General features: G+C 64.6%; 18 protein-coding genes. 13 read left to right on the top strand and 5 right to left on the bottom strand.

Annotated elements, in window-relative coordinates; translation table 11 throughout:
* Window positions 1-81: 81 nt before the first annotated feature.
* On the top strand, window positions 82-393 hold the full coding sequence (locus BTH42_RS28345) for a hypothetical protein (protein ID WP_075304496.1): 312 nt from the start codon (window positions 82-84) through the stop codon (window positions 391-393).
* A gap of 97 nt (window positions 394-490) precedes the next feature.
* On the opposite strand, the gene BTH42_RS28340 is transcribed toward BTH42_RS28345, so the two are convergent.
* The gene (locus BTH42_RS28340; RefSeq protein ID WP_075304495.1) at window positions 491-769 is read right to left on the bottom strand and encodes a hypothetical protein; all 279 of its coding nucleotides are present in this window, start codon (window positions 767-769) and stop codon (window positions 491-493) included.
* Between the two features lie 839 nt (window positions 770-1,608).
* On the opposite strand from BTH42_RS28340, the gene BTH42_RS28335 reads away from it, so the two are divergent.
* The 5 genes from BTH42_RS28335 (at window position 1,609) to BTH42_RS28315 (ending at window position 5,701) form a co-directional block, all read left to right on the top strand.
* A complete protein-coding gene (locus tag BTH42_RS28335) occupies window positions 1,609-2,208 on the top strand; it encodes a hypothetical protein (RefSeq protein WP_075304494.1) in 600 nt (199 codons plus the stop codon).
* A gap of 161 nt (window positions 2,209-2,369) precedes the next feature.
* Window positions 2,370-2,603 carry a DUF2964 family protein gene (locus tag BTH42_RS28330; protein ID WP_075304524.1) on the top strand — a complete coding sequence of 78 codons (234 nt, stop codon included), beginning with the start codon at window positions 2,370-2,372 and terminating at the stop codon, window positions 2,601-2,603.
* Between the two features lie 203 nt (window positions 2,604-2,806).
* A complete protein-coding gene (locus tag BTH42_RS28325; RefSeq protein WP_075304493.1) occupies window positions 2,807-3,559 on the top strand; it encodes an SDR family NAD(P)-dependent oxidoreductase in 753 nt (250 codons plus the stop codon).
* 105 nt (window positions 3,560-3,664) lie between these two features.
* Window positions 3,665-4,843, top strand: coding sequence for an L-rhamnonate dehydratase (rhmD, locus tag BTH42_RS28320; protein WP_075304492.1), 1,179 nt, complete (start codon window positions 3,665-3,667; stop codon window positions 4,841-4,843).
* A 75-nt stretch (window positions 4,844-4,918) separates the two neighbouring features.
* The gene (locus tag BTH42_RS28315; RefSeq protein WP_075304491.1) at window positions 4,919-5,701 is read left to right on the top strand and encodes an SDR family NAD(P)-dependent oxidoreductase; all 783 of its coding nucleotides are present in this window, start codon (window positions 4,919-4,921) and stop codon (window positions 5,699-5,701) included.
* Window positions 5,702-5,720: 19 nt separating this feature from the next.
* Here BTH42_RS28315 and BTH42_RS28310 read toward each other — a convergent pair whose 3' ends face one another.
* Window positions 5,721-6,725 carry a LysR family transcriptional regulator gene (locus BTH42_RS28310; RefSeq protein WP_075304523.1) on the bottom strand — a complete coding sequence of 335 codons (1,005 nt, stop codon included), beginning with the start codon at window positions 6,723-6,725 and terminating at the stop codon, window positions 5,721-5,723.
* A 152-nt stretch (window positions 6,726-6,877) separates the two neighbouring features.
* On the opposite strand from BTH42_RS28310, the gene rhaM reads away from it, so the two are divergent.
* From rhaM to rhaS, 6 genes are all read left to right on the top strand, one after another.
* Window positions 6,878-7,201, top strand: coding sequence for an L-rhamnose mutarotase (gene rhaM, locus BTH42_RS28305; protein ID WP_075304490.1), 324 nt, complete (start codon window positions 6,878-6,880; stop codon window positions 7,199-7,201).
* Between the two features lie 53 nt (window positions 7,202-7,254).
* Window positions 7,255-8,148, top strand: coding sequence for an amidohydrolase (locus BTH42_RS28300; RefSeq protein ID WP_075304489.1), 894 nt, complete (start codon window positions 7,255-7,257; stop codon window positions 8,146-8,148).
* A gap of 62 nt (window positions 8,149-8,210) precedes the next feature.
* Entirely contained in the window at window positions 8,211-9,740 is a 1,530-nt protein-coding gene (locus BTH42_RS28295; protein WP_075304488.1) for a sugar ABC transporter ATP-binding protein, read from the top strand.
* Window positions 9,737-10,792 carry an ABC transporter permease gene (locus tag BTH42_RS28290; RefSeq protein ID WP_075304487.1) on the top strand — a complete coding sequence of 352 codons (1,056 nt, stop codon included), beginning with the start codon at window positions 9,737-9,739 and terminating at the stop codon, window positions 10,790-10,792. The genes BTH42_RS28295 and BTH42_RS28290 overlap by 4 nt, the downstream gene beginning before the upstream one ends.
* Complete coding sequence (locus tag BTH42_RS28285; RefSeq protein ID WP_075304486.1) at window positions 10,785-11,816, top strand: ABC transporter permease; 1,032 nt, start codon at window positions 10,785-10,787, stop codon at window positions 11,814-11,816. Before BTH42_RS28290 ends, BTH42_RS28285 begins: the two co-directional genes overlap by 8 nt.
* 79 nt (window positions 11,817-11,895) lie before the next feature.
* Window positions 11,896-12,906: a rhamnose ABC transporter substrate-binding protein gene (rhaS, locus tag BTH42_RS28280; RefSeq protein WP_075304485.1), complete on the top strand. Its 1,011-nt coding sequence runs from the start codon at window positions 11,896-11,898 to the stop codon at window positions 12,904-12,906.
* A 50-nt stretch (window positions 12,907-12,956) separates the two neighbouring features.
* On the opposite strand, the gene BTH42_RS28275 is transcribed toward rhaS, so the two are convergent.
* Together BTH42_RS28275 and BTH42_RS28270 are read right to left on the bottom strand one after the other, a co-directional pair.
* Window positions 12,957-14,111, bottom strand: a complete 1,155-nt coding sequence (locus tag BTH42_RS28275; protein WP_075304484.1) for a CmpA/NrtA family ABC transporter substrate-binding protein — start codon at window positions 14,109-14,111, stop codon at window positions 12,957-12,959.
* A gap of 7 nt (window positions 14,112-14,118) precedes the next feature.
* Complete coding sequence (locus BTH42_RS28270; protein WP_075304483.1) at window positions 14,119-14,694, bottom strand: ANTAR domain-containing response regulator; 576 nt, start codon at window positions 14,692-14,694, stop codon at window positions 14,119-14,121.
* Between the two features lie 250 nt (window positions 14,695-14,944).
* On the opposite strand from BTH42_RS28270, the gene BTH42_RS35655 reads away from it, so the two are divergent.
* Complete coding sequence (locus BTH42_RS35655) at window positions 14,945-15,346, top strand: hypothetical protein (RefSeq protein ID WP_075304482.1); 402 nt, start codon at window positions 14,945-14,947, stop codon at window positions 15,344-15,346.
* On the opposite strand, the gene BTH42_RS28260 is transcribed toward BTH42_RS35655, so the two are convergent.
* On the bottom strand, window positions 15,303-15,917 hold the full coding sequence (locus BTH42_RS28260) for an MFS transporter (RefSeq protein ID WP_372237293.1): 615 nt from the start codon (window positions 15,915-15,917) through the stop codon (window positions 15,303-15,305). The genes BTH42_RS35655 and BTH42_RS28260 overlap by 44 nt on opposite strands.
* Window positions 15,918-16,066: the final 149 nt, after the last annotated feature.

The raw sequence follows: 16,066 nt of genomic DNA, 5'->3' as shown, positions 1-16,066 counted from the left end.
TGGGCAATCTGGCTTTGGCCCGCGCGGATCCATTGTTCTGGAGGACGAACACTGCTGCGCCGGAGTCGAGGAGTTCCGGAAATGAAATTACGTGTATTGATGATTGCCGCCGCCAGCGCATTGCTGTTTCTGATCCCGAGGAGCGCTAGCGCGGCGGAGCCGGGCGGCCCGCCGGACGCCGCGATGCCGGCCCATGCGGTGATGCAGCACAACGCCAACGAATCGGCGCAGGCGACTACCGATATGTCGTTGGGACAGGGCTGGCAGTCGCGCGAGCAGCCGGTACAGAACACCGCTTATGGCGGCGTCGCCGGGGGCCAGGCGGAAATGGGCGGCGGCCACGCGCGGCCCTGCGCGATCGGCTCCGGCTGCAAGGTGTATTTCGGCCAATAAGCGTTGCTTTAGCGATAGTGATAGCGGCACCGGCCGCGGCGCGGCTGATAATCCGGCGAACCGGCGATTGCAACGACGCGCCGCGCTTCGGCCGGTGTCACGCAAGTGCCGCTTCGCGCGGCGCGCGGCCGGCCGGCTCGCCGAGCTGCGCGACCAGCGCTTCGACGCCGGGCGCGCTTGCGCTGGTCTCGGCCGCTTCGTAATAGCCGCGAAATTCATCCAGCAGCGAGCGCCACGTGCCGTGCCAGCGAGTTTCCCGCAGACACGCGCCGGATGAATCGGCAATCCGCAGCACGCCGTTGTCCGGATGGAACGTCAGCGTGACGAGGCGGCCGTCGATCACACAAGCGGCGGTGCAGGGGCGGGCAGTAATCATATGCGGTGTCCTTTGGATAACGAATGACGTGCGGTAAAAGTCGACGCGGAGTTTTAGCAAGCGCTGTGCCCGCTTTTCTTTCCTTTCGCCTGGCGTCCGTTAGTGCACGGACATTGAGCGGTATGCAAAGTATCGCGGGGATTGAAGACAATTTTTTGTATTTACCGATGCGAAATGCGTGTTAACCCACCGAATGAACCATTAAGGGTTTTTACGCACCTTTTTACACCAGAATGGACGCGCGCCGGGCTACGGGATTGCGGATTTAATGGTGCATTCCGCTCGCATCAATTCGCGGAACTGGTGCTTATGCGCGGCGGTGGGGCCTGCCTTGCCATTCCCGGACGCGTTTGCTAGCATCGGCGGACAGTTTCAGGTAGTCATAACCTTATTTATTTGCGGGCCGATTCATTTGGGCCTAACGGTAATCGATGTCCTTGCGAGGAAGGTGTTATGGCTGCTCGTTCCCCCGTCCGCTGATGCCGATGCAAGCGGACCCACAGCCGTGCAGTTCCGCATGGGCGGTCAGCCAGGAAAGCCGCGGCAGTTGCCTGGCGGGCTCCCGGCGCATGGCCTCCTCAGTTTTTTCCGTACGAGATTCCTTCACGTATTGCGACGCATCCGGGCCGACGCGCCTTTATGTCGACAGCGCAGGCGGATTTTGACTAAATGCGGATTAACGGCCCATTGGCCATTTTTAATGCGCGCGCAAGCGGCGGTTTGCCGCCAACACATATACGCAAAATCCAACCGCCGCGCATAAGCATCGTCTTGCGCCGGCCCTGCCGATAAGAACAGCTTTTTTGCCGTAACAACGACGTAGTCAAAAGGAGAATGTGATGGCTTGCAATAGATCGGTTTCGGGGTTCGCGCGCATCAAGGCGATCGCGCTGGCGTTGACGCTGACCGCCGCGACAGCGGGGCCGGCGCTCGCGCAGCAAAACCCGGCGCCCGTGACGGACCAGCAGGCAGTCGGCGCGGCCGCGCTGCTGCATGTGCAGGCGCGCGTCGTGGCGATCGATCCGGCGACCAACAGTGTGACGCTGATGGGCCCGGAAGGCGGCGTCGACACGTTCGACGTGAATCCGCAAGCCGCGGATGTGAGCAAGCTGCGGATCGGCGATCTCGTGACGATTGCCTATAAGAAGGCGGTGCTGATCGGCGTCGACAAACTCGCGGCGCGCGGCATTCGCCAGCGGCTCGACACCGAGCTCACGCAGCCGGCGGCCAACGGCGTGGTCGCGTCGGCGCGGCGCGTCGAAGTGGTGGCGACGATACGCCAGATCGATCGCAAGAATCGCACGATCACGTTGCGCGGTCCGACCCGCACTGAAACGCTCGACGTGTCGCCGGAAGTCGCACTCGAACATTTGAAAGTTGGCGATTCGGTGCGCGCGGTATTCGTATCGGCCGTGGCGGCTTCGGTCGCTCGCGATTAGCGAGCTTAGTTCGAAACAGGTACGTTCAAGCGTATCGCCGCGCGCGGCGCGGTTCGGCATCAGCGAACCCGATCACGCCGCGCGTGCACCGGGCGGCGGGCGCCGGCATGGCGCCCGGCCCGATTGGCGCCACCGGTGCGCCGCATGCGAAGGAGCACGACATGGATCCGAAGCAAGCGCAATCCACACCCGAAGCGGAGCGTCGGCGGCTGATCCGCAGCAAGGTCCACGTCGGCCTCGCGGCGTTCGGCACCTTGTCGGCGGTCGCCGGGATCGGCGTGGTGATCAAGGGCGGTCTCTATTTCGATCGCACCAAGGTGCTGATCGGTGTCGGCATTATCGTCGTGTCGACCATTCTGTATGTCTCGATGCTGTTCGTCGCCGCGGACGAATGACGTCTGCGTGAAAGGCATCGGATCGGCAGCAAGCGGCGGATAAAGCGCGCCCGCCTGCCGATTCACTTTTGCTATCGCCTGCTCCAATAGTCGAATTGTTGACGTATCGCGCCGCCCGTATATTTGACCCAGACGTCGAATACGGACAGCAGCGATATAAACAAACGACGGCGCGCCGCACGGCCGCCCACAGGAGCACGGCAATGAATCGGATCGATCTGGAGGGGCGCGCGGTCGTTATCACCGGCGGCGCGCGCGGCATCGGCTATGCGGTTGCACAGCGGGCGTTGCGCTCGGGCGCGTCGGTCGCGCTGTGGGACGTCGATAGCGAACGCCTCGCGCGCAGTCAGCGCGAACTGGCCGAACTCGGCAAGGTCAGCGCGCACACCGTCGAGTTGACCGACGAGGCCGCGGTTGCACAAGCCACCGCGCAAACGGTCGGCGAACACGGCGCGATCGACGTGCTGATCAACTGCGCGGGCATCACCGGCGGCAACGGCACCACGTGGGAACTCGAACCCGAAATGTGGCGCCGCGTGATCGACGTGAATCTGATCGGCCCGTATCTGACCTGTCGCGCGGTGGTCCCGCAGATGCTGAAGCAGGGTTATGGACGCATCGTCAATATCGCGTCGGTGGCCGGAAAGGAGGGCAATCCGAATGCTTCGCACTACAGTGCATCGAAAGCGGGTTTGATCGGGCTCACCAAATCGCTCGGTAAGGAACTGGCGACCAAAAATATTCTCGTCAATGCGGTCACCCCGGCCGCGGCCAAAACCGAAATCTTCGATTCGATGTCGCAACAGCACATTGACTACATGCTCGCGAAGATTCCGATGAACCGTTTCCTGCTGCCGGAAGAAGCGGCGTCGCTGATCCTGTGGCTGTCTTCCGAAGACTGCGCGTTCAGCACCGGCTCGGTGTTCGATCTGTCCGGCGGCCGCGCGACTTACTGAGCGCGCGCCGCATCCGCATTCCGCGCGCGCTATTCACGCAGACCCGCATGCAGCGTCACACGCCGCATCGCACGCTGCTTTACGTATTCCTCACGGAGTCCTTTCATGGCCATGCCTACCATCCGGCACGTGCGTGCCTTCATCGTTCGCGGCGGCGGTGCGGACTATCACGACCAGGCCGGCGGGCACTGGATCGACGATCACATTGCGACGCCGATGGCGCGCTATCCCGAGTATCGCCAGAGCCGCCAGTCGTTCGGCATCAATGTACTCGGCACGCTGGTGGTCGAGATCGAAGCGAGCGACGGCACGGTCGGCTTCGCGGTAACGACCGGCGGCGAGATCGGCGCGTTCATCGTCGAGAAGCATCTCGCGCGTTTTCTCGAAGGGCAGCTCGTGACCGACATCGAGAAGATGTGGGATCAGATGTACTTCGCAACGCTGTACTACGGCCGCAAGGGCGTCGTGCTCAATACGATTTCCGGCGTCGATCTCGCGCTCTGGGATCTGCTCGCGAAAGTGCGCAAGGAACCGGTGTACCAACTATTGGGCGGACCGGTGCGCGACGAACTGGAGTTTTATGCAACGGGCGCGCGGCCCGATCTGGCGAAGAAGATGGGCTTTATCGGCGGCAAGCTGCCGTTGCAGCATGGTCCGGCCGAGGGTGAAACGGGACTGCGGCAGAACCTCGAAAAGCTCGCCGAAATGCGCAGCCGCGTGGGTGACGACTTCTGGCTGATGTACGACTGCTGGATGAGCCTCGACGTGCGCTATGCGACGCGGCTCGCGCAAGGCGCGCACGAATACGGGCTCAAATGGCTGGAAGAATGTTTGCCGCCCGACGATTACTGGGGTTACGCCGAACTGCGCCGCAACGTGCCGCGCGGCATGATGGTGTCCACCGGCGAACACGAGGCGACGCGCTGGGGCTTCAGGATGCTGCTCGAAATGCAGTGCTGCGATCTGATTCAGCCCGATGTCGGCTGGTGCGGCGGCATCACCGAGCTGATCAAGATTTCCGCGCTCGCCGATGCGCACAATGTGATGGTGGTGCCGCATGGGTCGTCGGTGTACAGCTATCACTTCGTCGTCACGCGGCACAACTCGCCGTTCTCCGAGTTCCTGATGATGGCGCCGCAAGCCGATCAGGTCGTGCCGATGTTCAACCCGTTGTTGCTCGACGAACCGGTGCCCGTCAACGGACGGATGAAGGTGCCGGACACGCCGGGCTTCGGCGTGCGGCTCAATCCGGAATGCGCGCTTGCGCGGCCGTATCAGCATTGAATGTTTCGCATGCTTTGATTGTATTGAGCGCGGCGACGCGACAGTAAAACAGACTACGACGCAAAGGAGACTGACTTGCTGCTCAAGGACAAGGTCGTGATCGTCACCGGCGGTTCACGCGGTATCGGCCGCGCGATCGCGGTGGCCTGCGCGCGCGAGGGCGCGGACGTGGCGATCAACTACTGGGGCGATAACGACGCATCGTATGGACGCCGCTCGGCGGTCGAGGAAGTGGTCGGCGAAATCGAAGCGCTCGGCCGGCGCGTGATCGCGGTCGAAGGCAACGTCGCGGCGCGCGATACCGGTCAGGAACTGGTGCGCCGCACGGTCGACGCATTCGGCCGCGTCGACGTGCTCGCGAGCAATGCCGGCATCTGTCCATTCCACGCGTTTCTCGACATGCCGGCCGACGTGCTCGAAGCGACGGTCGCGGTGAATCTGAACGGCGCGTTCTTCGTGACCCAGGCGGCCGCGCAGCAGATGAAGAAGCAGGGCAGCGGCGGCGCGATCGTCGCGACCAGTTCGATCAGCGCACTGGTCGGCGGCGGGATGCAGACGCACTACACGCCGACCAAGGCCGGCGTGCATTCGCTGATGCAGTCTTGCGCGATCGCGTTGGGACCGTTCGGCATCCGATGCAATTCGGTGATGCCGGGCACGATCGCGACGGACCTGAATGCCGACGATCTCGCCGACGAAGAAAAGAAAGCGTACTTCGAGAAGCGTATTCCGCTCGGCCGGCTCGGCCGTCCGGACGACGTCGCCGATTGCGTGGTGTTTCTCGCGTCGGACCGCGCGCGCTATGTGACAGGCGCCGCGTTATTGGTGGACGGCGGGCTGTTCGTGAATCTGCAATGAGCGGCGCGCGATGCGCCGGTTAATCGACCGCGCTCGGTGCGCTCAACGCGATGGACGCGTGCGTCGTGTCGAGGACGTCGTCGCGCGCGAGCTTGCGCGAGAAGCCGCGCAGCAGTTCGATGAAACGCAGCGCCGGTTCGGCGAGCGCTTCTTCCTTGCGCGTGAGGATGCCGAAGCCCGCGAGGCTCTTGCCGATTTCGAGCGGCAGCGCGACCAGCAGTGCGCCGCGCACGTGATCGCGCACGACCGATTCCGGCAGCATCGCGACCGCGTCGTAGTTTTCGAGCAGTTGCAGCGTCGCGAAGATCGACGCGCATTCGGTCAGATTGACCGGCGTCGCGAGCCCTGCGCGCGCAAGTTCTTCCTCGAACAACACGCGCGCCGGACTCGTGACCGGTTGCGCGACCCACGGCCAGTCGACCAGTTCGCGCAACGTGATCCGCGTGCGCCGCGCAAGCGGATGCACCGCGCGCACGACCAGCAACAGCGTTTCGCGCGCGAGCGGCTCGAAACTGAAGTCGTTGTGCTGAAGCGGATTGGTCAGGCGGCCCAATGCGAGATCGACCTCGCGGCGATGCAACAACTGCACGACCTGGTCGCTGGTTTCGCCGAGAATCCGCACGTTGAGCAGCGGGCTTTCGGTCTTCAGTGTGGCGACCGCCATCGCCAGCAGATCGGGCGCGGCGCCCATGATCGCGCCGACGGTCAGCTGTCCGTGACCGCCACGCCGTTTGACTTCGAGGTCTTCGGCGAAGCGCGTCAGTTCGGCGAGCGCGCGACGCGCGTAAGCGAGCGTGACGACGCCCAGCGGGGTCGGCGTCATGCCGCGCGCGTTGCGCTCGAATAGCAGGAAGCCGAACGCTTCCTCGATGTCGCCGAGCATGCGGCTCGCGCTCGGTTGCGCGACGTTGACCGTTTCGGCGGCCTGATGAAGATTGCGGGTGTCGTCGAGTGCGACGAGCAGTGCGAGGTGCTTGAATTTGAGCCGGTTGACGAGGGCAACGGCGGCTGAATATTGGCTCATGGTGCCCGTGCGATTCGGTTTGTGGATCGCCCAATCGTAAGAACGGATTGAGATGCTATCGACGCAGGAATTATAGTCGTTCCAGACGCTCGCCAGACGCAGCGCCGCATAACCACAGCAACCCGCTTGCATGGGTTGGGAGACAGGCCGCAATGGAAACAATCGCTTTCCGGATGGTGCTCAACCCCGGCATGCGCGAGGAATACGAACGGCGTCACGCGCAGATCTGGCCCGAGCTGGTTGACGCGTTGCACAACGCCGGCGTGCGCGATTACCGGATCTTCTTCGACCCGGACACTCATCATCTATTCGCGGTACTCGCGCGCAATAGCGATCACGCGATGGACCAGTTGCCGCAACTCGACGTCATGCGCAAATGGTGGGATTACATGGCCGACATCATGCAGACCGCGCCGGATCATACGCCGCTGTCGCAACCGCTCGAAGCGGTCTTTCATTTGAGTTCGCTGAGCTAACGAACAATTAACGACTGCCCCCAAAACCGCTTTTCACCCGACGAAGGTGCCGAATGCAGGTTGTCGACTCGCATATTCATCTGTGGGATCTGAGCACGCATCGCTATCCATGGCTGGAAAATCCGGGCGTGTCGTTCGTCGGCGATGCGCGCGAGCTCAAGCATAACTATCTGCTCGACGATCTGCTCGGCGAGGCCGGCGACATCGAAGTGCTGAAACTCGTGCACGTCGAGGCCAATCACGATCCCGCCGATCCGGTCGAGGAGACCCGCTGGTTGCAGTCGCTCGCCGATGCGCCTGAATCGCGCGGGATGCCAAACGCGATCGTCGCGGCGGTGGATCTATCCGCCGCGAATGCGCCCGCGCTGCTCGAAGCGCACGCGTCGTTCGCCAATACGCGCGGAATCCGCCAGATCCTCAATGTGCACCAGAACAAGCTCTACGATTACGTCGGCCGTCATTTCATGCGCGAGCCGCAATGGCGCGAGCATTTCGCGTTGCTGCGCCGTCATGATCTGTCGTTCGATCTGCAACTGTATCCGTCGCAAATGAAAGAAGCGGCGGCACTCGCACGCGAACACGCGGACACGCTGTTTATCGTCAATCACGCGGGGATGTTCGTCGATCGCAATAGCGTGGCCGGGTATCGCGCGTGGCGCGACGGCTTGCGCATGCTCGCGGCCTGTCCGAACGTCGCGGTGAAGATCAGCGGTCTGGCGATGTTCGATCATCGCTGGACCGTCGAAAGCCTGAGGCCCTACGTGCTGGAGACGATCGATGCGTTCGGCGTCGAGCGCGCGATGTTCGCGTCGAATTTTCCGGTCGACCGGCTATTCGGCTCGTACACGGATTTGTGGCGCGCGTATGCGGCGATCGTCGCCGATGCGAGCGCGGCGGAAAGAGCCGCGCTGTTTCGCGGCAACGCGGAACGCTATTACCGCATTTGAGGCGCTGGCGAAGCAATAGAACACTGCACGAGTAACCGCAGCAGAAATACAGGAGACACGCAGTGCAGCAATCCCCATCCGCGGTGCCGCGACTCGAATTGCGGCACGCGAGCAAATCTTTCGGCCGGGTGCGCGCGCTATCGGACGGCGACCTCGTGCTGTGGCCCGGCGAAGTACATGCGCTGCTCGGCGAGAACGGCGCGGGCAAATCGACGCTCGTGAAAATCCTCGCTGGCGTGCATCAGCCCGATGCCGGCGAACTGCTGATCAACGGTGAGCCGCGCCGCTTCGCGACGCCGGCCGAAGCGCGTGACGCCGGGCTCGCGGTGATCTATCAGGAACCCACACTTTTCTTCGATCTGTCGATCGCCGAGAACATCTTCATGGGCCGCCAGCCGGTCGACCGCTTTGGACGCATTCAATACGACGCGATGTATCGCGAAGTGGACGGTCTGCTCGCGTCGCTCGGCGTCGAGTTGCGCGCGGATCAACTGGTGCGGGGTCTGTCGATCGCGGATCAGCAGGTGATCGAAATCGCCAAGGCGTTGTCGCTGAACGCGAGCGTGCTGATCATGGACGAGCCGACCGCCGCGTTGTCGTTGCCCGAAGTCGAGCGGCTGTTCGCGATCGTGCGCAAGCTGCGCGAGCGCGACGTCGCGATCCTGTTCATCACGCACCGGCTCGACGAAGTGTTCGCGCTGACGCAGCGCGTGACGATCATGCGCGACGGCGCGAAAGTGTTCGACGCGCTGACCGCCGATCTCAATACCGACGCGATCGTCGCGAAGATGGTCGGCCGCGATCTGGAGACGCTTTATCCGAAGGCCGATTGCACGCCGGGCGACGTGCGCTTGTCGGTGCGCGGGCTGACCCGTGTCGGCGTATTCAAGGACATTTCATTCGAGGTGCGCGCGGGCGAGATCGTCGCGCTCGCGGGTCTGGTCGGCGCGGGCCGCAGCGAAGTCGCGCGGGCGATCTTCGGGATCGATCCGCTCGATGCCGGCGAAGTGTGGCTGTCCGGCAAGCGTCTGGCGACCGGCAAGCCCGCCGCGGCGGTTCGCGCGGGGCTCGCGCTGGTGCCGGAAGATCGCCGCCAGCAAGGGCTCGCATTGGAGCTGAGCATCGCGCGCAATGCATCGATGACAGTGCTCGGCCGACTGGTCCGGCATGGGCTGATTTCCACGCGCAGCGAAACCCAACTCGCGAATCAGTGGGGCACGCGGCTGCGCCTGAAGGCCGGTGACCCGAACGCGCCGGTCGGCACACTCTCCGGCGGCAACCAGCAGAAGGTCGTGCTCGGCAAGTGGCTCGCGACCGGCCCGAAAGTGCTGATCATCGACGAACCGACGCGCGGCATCGACGTCGGCGCGAAAGCCGAGGTGTACGGCGCGCTCGCCGAACTCGTGCGCGACGGGATGGCCGTGCTGATGATTTCGAGCGAATTGCCCGAAGTGCTCGGGATGGCCGACCGCGTGCTGGTGATGCACGAAGGCCGGATCAGCGCGGAGATCGCGCGCGCCGACGCGAACGAGGAGCGCATCATGGGCGCCGCGCTCGGTCAGGGGCTCTCACCGTTGGGACGTGCAGCATGATGCGCCATTCGATCCATCCCGCGCCGGTCCGGCAGTCGTTGCCGAAACGCTCCGGCGCCGCGTCGGGCGGCCTCGTCGCGAGTCTCGCGAAGAGCCGCGAAACTACCTTGTTCGTCGTCCTGATCTTGCTGGTGGCCGGCACCGGCATCGCGAAGCCGCAGTTCCTGAACCTGCAGAATCTGCGCGACGTGCTGCTGAACGTGTCGATCATCGGCCTGCTGACCGCCGGGATGACCGTGGTAATTCTGATGCGGCATATCGATCTGTCGGTCGGCTCGACGGTCGGGATCAGTGCATACGCGGTGGGCAGTCTCTATGTTGCGTTTCCGCATATGCCGGTGCTGGTCGCGCTGGCGGCGGGGCTTGCGATCGGACTCGTCGCGGGCGGCATCAATGCGCTGCTGGTCGCGGTCGGGCGCGTGCCTTCGCTGGTTGCGACGCTGTCGACGCTGTACATCTTTCGCGGTGCCGATTATGCGTGGGTGCACGGCGGCCAGATCAACGCGACGAGCTTGCCCGACGCGTATTCGCGGCTCGCGACCGGCACGTTGCTCGGGATTCCGAACCTTGCGCTGATCGCGATCGTCGTGCTGCTCGGGCTCGCGATCTATCTGAAACAGTTCCGCGCCGGCCGCGAGCATTACGCGATCGGCTCGAATCCGGAGGCCGCGCGGCTCGCCGGCGTGAATGTCGAGCGGCGCGTGATGTCGGGCTTTCTGCTGTCCGGCGCGATTGCCGGTTTCGCCGGCGCGTTGTGGCTCGCGCGTTTCGGCACCGTCGATGCGAGCACCGCGAAGGGTATCGAATTGCAGGTCGTCGCGGCGGCCGTGGTCGGCAGTGTCGCGATCACCGGCGGCGTCGGCACGATTCTCGGCGCGACGCTCGGCGCGCTGGTGCTCGGCGTGATCAGCATCGCGCTGGTCGTGCTGCACGTGTCGCCGTTCTGGGAGCAGGCGATCCAGGGCGCGCTGATCGTCGCCGCGATCGCCGCCGATACCTTGCTGGCCCGCTCAGTCGCCAAACGCATGATGAGGAAACGCGATCATGGCTAAACCCGATTCCGCGCTGCTCACGCGCAAACGCGAAACGCCGCTGCAATGGGAGGCGTTGCTGGTGATCGTGCTGATCGTGTCGCTGGGGCTCGGGCGCTGGTTGTCGCCGGTGTTTCTGACCGGTGCGAATCTGAGCAACGTGCTCGCCGATCTGACCGAGATCGCATTGATCGCATTGCCGATGACGTTGATTATCGTTGCCGCTGAAATCGATCTTTCCGTTGCATCGGTGCTCGGTGCGTCCTCCGCGTTGATGGGTGTGCTGTGGCATATGGGTCTGCCGATGCCGCTCGTGATCGTGCTGGTGCTGATCGCCGGCGCGTTGGCCGGTTTGTTGAACGGTCTCGTGATCGTCAAGCTGAATCTGCCGTCGCTCGCGGTCACGATCGGCACGCTCGCGCTGTTTCGCGGCCTCGCTTACGTGCTGCTCGGCGATCAGGCGGTCGCGGATTTTCCGGCTGGCTATACCGCGTTCGGGATGGATACGCTCGGCGCGAGCTTCATTCCGCTGCCGTTCGTGATCGTGATCGTCGCGGCCGTGCTGTTCACTGTGCTGCTGCAGGCGACCGCGTTCGGCCGCAGCCTCTACGCAATCGGCGCGAACCCGACCGCCGCCGCGTTCTCCGGCATCGAGGTCGCGAAGATCCGGCTGCGCCTGTTCGTGCTGTCGGGTTTGGTCAGCGCGCTCGCCGGCATCGTCTATACGCTTCGCTTTACCAGCGCGCGGGGCGATAACGGCGAGGGCTTCGAGCTGTCGGTGATCGCCGCGGTGCTGTTCGGCGGCGTCAGCATTTTCGGCGGGCGCGGCTCGATGGTGGGCGTGCTGCTGTCGCTGCTGATCATCGGCGTGCTGAAAAACGCGCTCACGCTCGACGACGTGTCGAGCGAAACGCTGACGGTCGTCACCGGCGTGCTGCTGCTCGCGTCGGTGCTGATCCCGAACCTGGTCGCGCGCTGGCGCGCTGCGCGTGACCGGCGCTTCATCGCGAAGTCGGCTGCGGCCTCCGCTTCGTCTGTTTCTTAGTGATCCCATGTAATCCGCAACTCTGCACGACCGATAACCCGGACCACTGTCTGTCCAACAACAACGCAGGAGACACTCCATGTTCAAACCTCTACGTCATACCGGCACGGCTGCGCTGTGCGCCGCGTTGCTCGCGATCAGCTGCAGCGGCGCGTTTGCCGCGGACCTGAAAAGCGGGCTGAAGATCGCATTCCTGCCGAAGCAGATCAACAACCCGTATGAAGTGATCGCCGACGACGGCGGGATGGCCGCGATCAAGGAGTTCGGCGGCGTGGGCAAGGCGGTGGGGCCGTCGGATGCTGGGGCGTCGTCGCAGGTGTCGTATATCAACACGCTGATCACCCAGCATCAGGATGCGATCGTGATCGCCGCGAACGATGCGAACGCGGTCGTCCCGTATCTGAAGAAAGCGATGGGGCAGGGGATCAAGGTCGTCACTTTCGATTCGGACACCGCGCCCGAGGGTCGCCAGCTGTTCGTCAATCAGGCGAATGCGGAGGGGATCGGCCGCGGCCAGGTGCAACTGGTCGCGAAGCTGATGGGCGGCGAGGGCGAGTTCGCGATTCTGTCGGCGACGCCGAACGCGACCAATCAGAACACCTGGATCAAGTGGATGCAGGATGAACTGAAAAAGCCCGAGTACTCGAAGATCAAACTCGTCAAGATTGCTTACGGTAACGACGACGATCAGAAGTCGTTCGTCGAAACTCAGGGGCTGTTGCAGGCGTATCCGAACCTGAAGGCGATCGTCGCGCCGACCACGGTCGGCATCGCGGCGGCGGCGCGTTATATCTCGACGTCGTCGAGCAAGGGCAAGGTCGCGGTGACCGGGCTCGGCACGCCGAACCAGATGCGCGCGTTCGTGAAGAACGGCACCGTGACCGCGTTCCAGTTGTGGGATCCGGCCGAACTCGGTTATCTGGCCGCGTATGCGGCGGCCTCGCTCGCTTCGGGCAAGATCAGCGGTAAGGAGGGCGAAACGTTCGACGCCGGCAAGCTCGGCAAGCGGACCATCGGCGCGCAGGGCGAAATCATTCTTGGACCGCCGACCACGTTCGATGCGAGCAATATCGATAAGTACAACTTCTAGGCTGCGGTTGTTCTCCGGGCGGGCAGTGGCGTTGTTTTAGCACTTACCACTTACCGCCTGATCGGAAAACGCCCAGCATACGCAGCGGACGGCGAGGTACTTCCCCAGCTCTCGCCGTCGATCAACTCACGTGTCACGCCGGCGTCATCAGGCACCGTCACGTTCACGCGCGCCGCGGCCTCGCGATACAACTGCGTCTGGTTGATGCGCGCGGCTATCGCGTCGTAATCGCCGCGCGCATCGATCATCCCCCAGCGCTCGAACTGCGTCAGAAACCACGCGCCCTCGAACGGGTGCGGATAGTTGACCGCGCCGTTGTCGAAAAAGCGCATCGGCAGACGGCGCCGCTGCGCGGCGTCCGTGTGATGGTCGAGCCGCGCGGCGATCAGCGCCGCGTCGATGCCGATGTACTCCGGCTGCGCGAGCCGGCGCGCGATCTCATCGCGATGGCCGGCACCGTCGAGCCAGCGGCACGCTTCGAGCACCGTCCGCACCAGCGCGCGGCTCGTTTGCGGATACGCGTCGACGAAATCGCGCCGGCATGCCAGTACTTTGTCCGGGTGATCCGGCCACACTTCGCTCGTGTAAGCGACGGTCCTGCCGACGCCGTGCGCGTCGGCCATCGCATTCCACGGCTCGCCGACGCACAGTCCGTCGAGGCGGTCTTCGGCGAGCGCGGCGACCATCTGCGGCGGCGGAATCGCGACGCTGTCGATCTCGCGCAACGGATCGACGCCCTGCGCCGCGAGCCAGTAGTTCAGCCACATCGCGTGCGTGCCGGTCGGAAACGTATGCGCGAATACCGGCTTGCGGCCGAGCGGTGCGAGCGCGGCGCGCAGCGTGCCGTGTTTCGCGAGCGCGTCGGCGAGACTGTTCGACAGCGTGATCGCCTGGCCGTTGCGGTTCAGCACCATCAGCACCGCCGTGTCGGCGCGCGGGCCGCCGAGGCCGAGTTGCACGCCGTAGGCGAGGCCGTATAGCGTGTGCGCGGCGTCGAGATCGCCCGACAACAGTTTGTCGCGCACGGCGGCCCACGACGGCTGCTTGCACAGTTCGAGCGTGAGCCCGTGCGCGTGGCCGAATTCGAGCAGCTTCGCGGCGACGAGCGGCGCGGCGTCGGTGAGCGCGACGTAGCCGAGCCGCAGATGGGTCTTTTCGGGCGGCGGCGCGGAAGCGGGCGCGGTGGTGAAAGTGGCTGGATTCATGAACGCATCATTTGAGCGAGCCGGCCGACGCGACGACCGCGCGCGCGACCTCGGCGAGTTTGACGCCCTGGTTCATCGCGCGTTTGCGCAGGCTGGCATAGGCGGCGGGTTCGGTGAGTTTCTGCTGATCCATCAGCAGGCGTTTCGCGCGGTCGATCAGCTTGCGCTCGGCGAGTTCGTTTTCGGCCTGCGCGAGGCGCTCGCGTAGTTGGGATTCCTGTGCAAATCGCGCGAGCGCGACTTCAAGGATCGGCGCGAGCCGCTCGCTCGCGAGGCCTTCGACCGAATACGCGGTGACGCCGGCGTTGACCGCGTCGCGGATCAGCTGCTGATTGGCGTCGTGACTGAACATCAGCACCGGACGCGGCGCGCTCGCGTGCATCACCGCGAGCTGTTCGAGCGTGTCGCGCGACGGCGACTCGGTGTCGATGATGATCACGTCGGGCCGCTCGTCCTGCACCGCGCGGTGCAGCGCGTGCGGCGTCGCGGTGCCGGCGAGCATTTCGCAGCCTAGCCGGGCGAGGGCATCGCGCAGATCGCCGATCGGTTTGTCGGTGTCGGTGACGAGGAGAACACGCAGCATGTGGGAGGTGGGTGGACGACTGACCATCTTTAAAGCAATGGGTGTGCCAGGCGTTGCGCGGCGCGGCTCGCGGTGAGGTGGAAAGCGGGGTGTTCGCAGCGAATGAGGCTGGATTTAGCGGGGGTTTTGCGGCGAGCGGGGAACAAACGCCCGTGCCCCGCATGCGGATGATTGGCTGGCGTCGGGTCCACAGCGTTGCACCGGCACGGGGCACCGGCCGGCGCGAACGCGCGATGCACCGAAGCGGCGCATGGCGTGCGTTGATGTTGATGCTCTCGAAGCTCTCGAAGCTCTCGAAGCTCTCGAAGCTCTCGAAGCTCTCGAAGCTCTCGAAGCTCTCGAAGCTCTCGAAGCTCTCGAAGCTCTCGAAGCTCTCGAAGCTCTCGAAGCGCACGAAGCTCTCGAAGCGCACGAAGCTCTCGAAGCGCACGAAGCTCTCGAAGCGCACGAAGCGCACGAAGCGCACGAAGCGCACGAAGCGCACGAAGCGCACGAAGCGCACGAAGCGCACGAAGCGCACGAAGCGCACGAAGCGCACGAAGCGCACGAAGCGCTCAAAGCGCTCAAAGCGCTCAAAGCGCTCAAAGCGCTCAAAGCGCTCAAAGCGCTCAAAGCCACCGCGAATAACTACGCGGCGAAAACAGCAACGTGACCGCCATCATCGCGGCGATGCAGCCGGCGAGCATGATCCACGCGGCGCCGAAGCCGCCGCTCCAGCCGCGCACGACGCCGGCCACGAGCGGCGCCAATGCCGCGACGATAAAGCCGACCCCTTGCGTGAACGCGACCAGTTGCGCGGTGATGCGGTGATCGGCCGAGTGATCCATCGCGGTCACGAGCGTGAGCGAGAACACCCCGCCGAGCCCCGCGCCGGCGACGCCGACCCACAGCAGCGGCGCGCCATCGGGTATGACGATCAGCCCGAGCACGCCGGCCAGTTGCGCGGACAGTCCGAGCAGCAGCCACGGCCGCCGGTCGCGAAACGAGGCCGCCGCGAGCGGCAGCAGCAACGCCGACGCGGCCTGGAAGACCGTCATCGCCGCGAGCAGCGAGCCGCTCGCGGCGACGCTGACGCCGCGCTGCTGATAGAACGCCGGCAGCCACGCGACGAGACTCGTATAGCCGCCGTTGACGATGCCGAAGTAGAGGCCGAGCGTCCATGCGCGTGGCGTGCGCCATGGGGAGAACGCGGATGCGGCAGCGGACGCCGACGCAGTGGCCACCGCCGACTGAGCCGTACCGGCTCCCACGCGGCCAGCACCACCAGCACCAGCACCCGCCCCCCCCCCCCCCCCCGCCCCACCCCCCCGCCCCCCCCACCCCCCCCCCCCCCCAGCCCCCGCCCCCCCACCCGCCCGCGCCCCCCCCCACC

The organism is Burkholderia sp. SRS-W-2-2016 (assembly GCF_001931485.1).
Classification (GTDB): domain Bacteria; phylum Pseudomonadota; class Gammaproteobacteria; order Burkholderiales; family Burkholderiaceae; genus Paraburkholderia.
The sequence above is the reverse complement of the archived record's forward strand: the minus strand, read 5'-3'. Positions and strand labels throughout refer to the sequence as shown.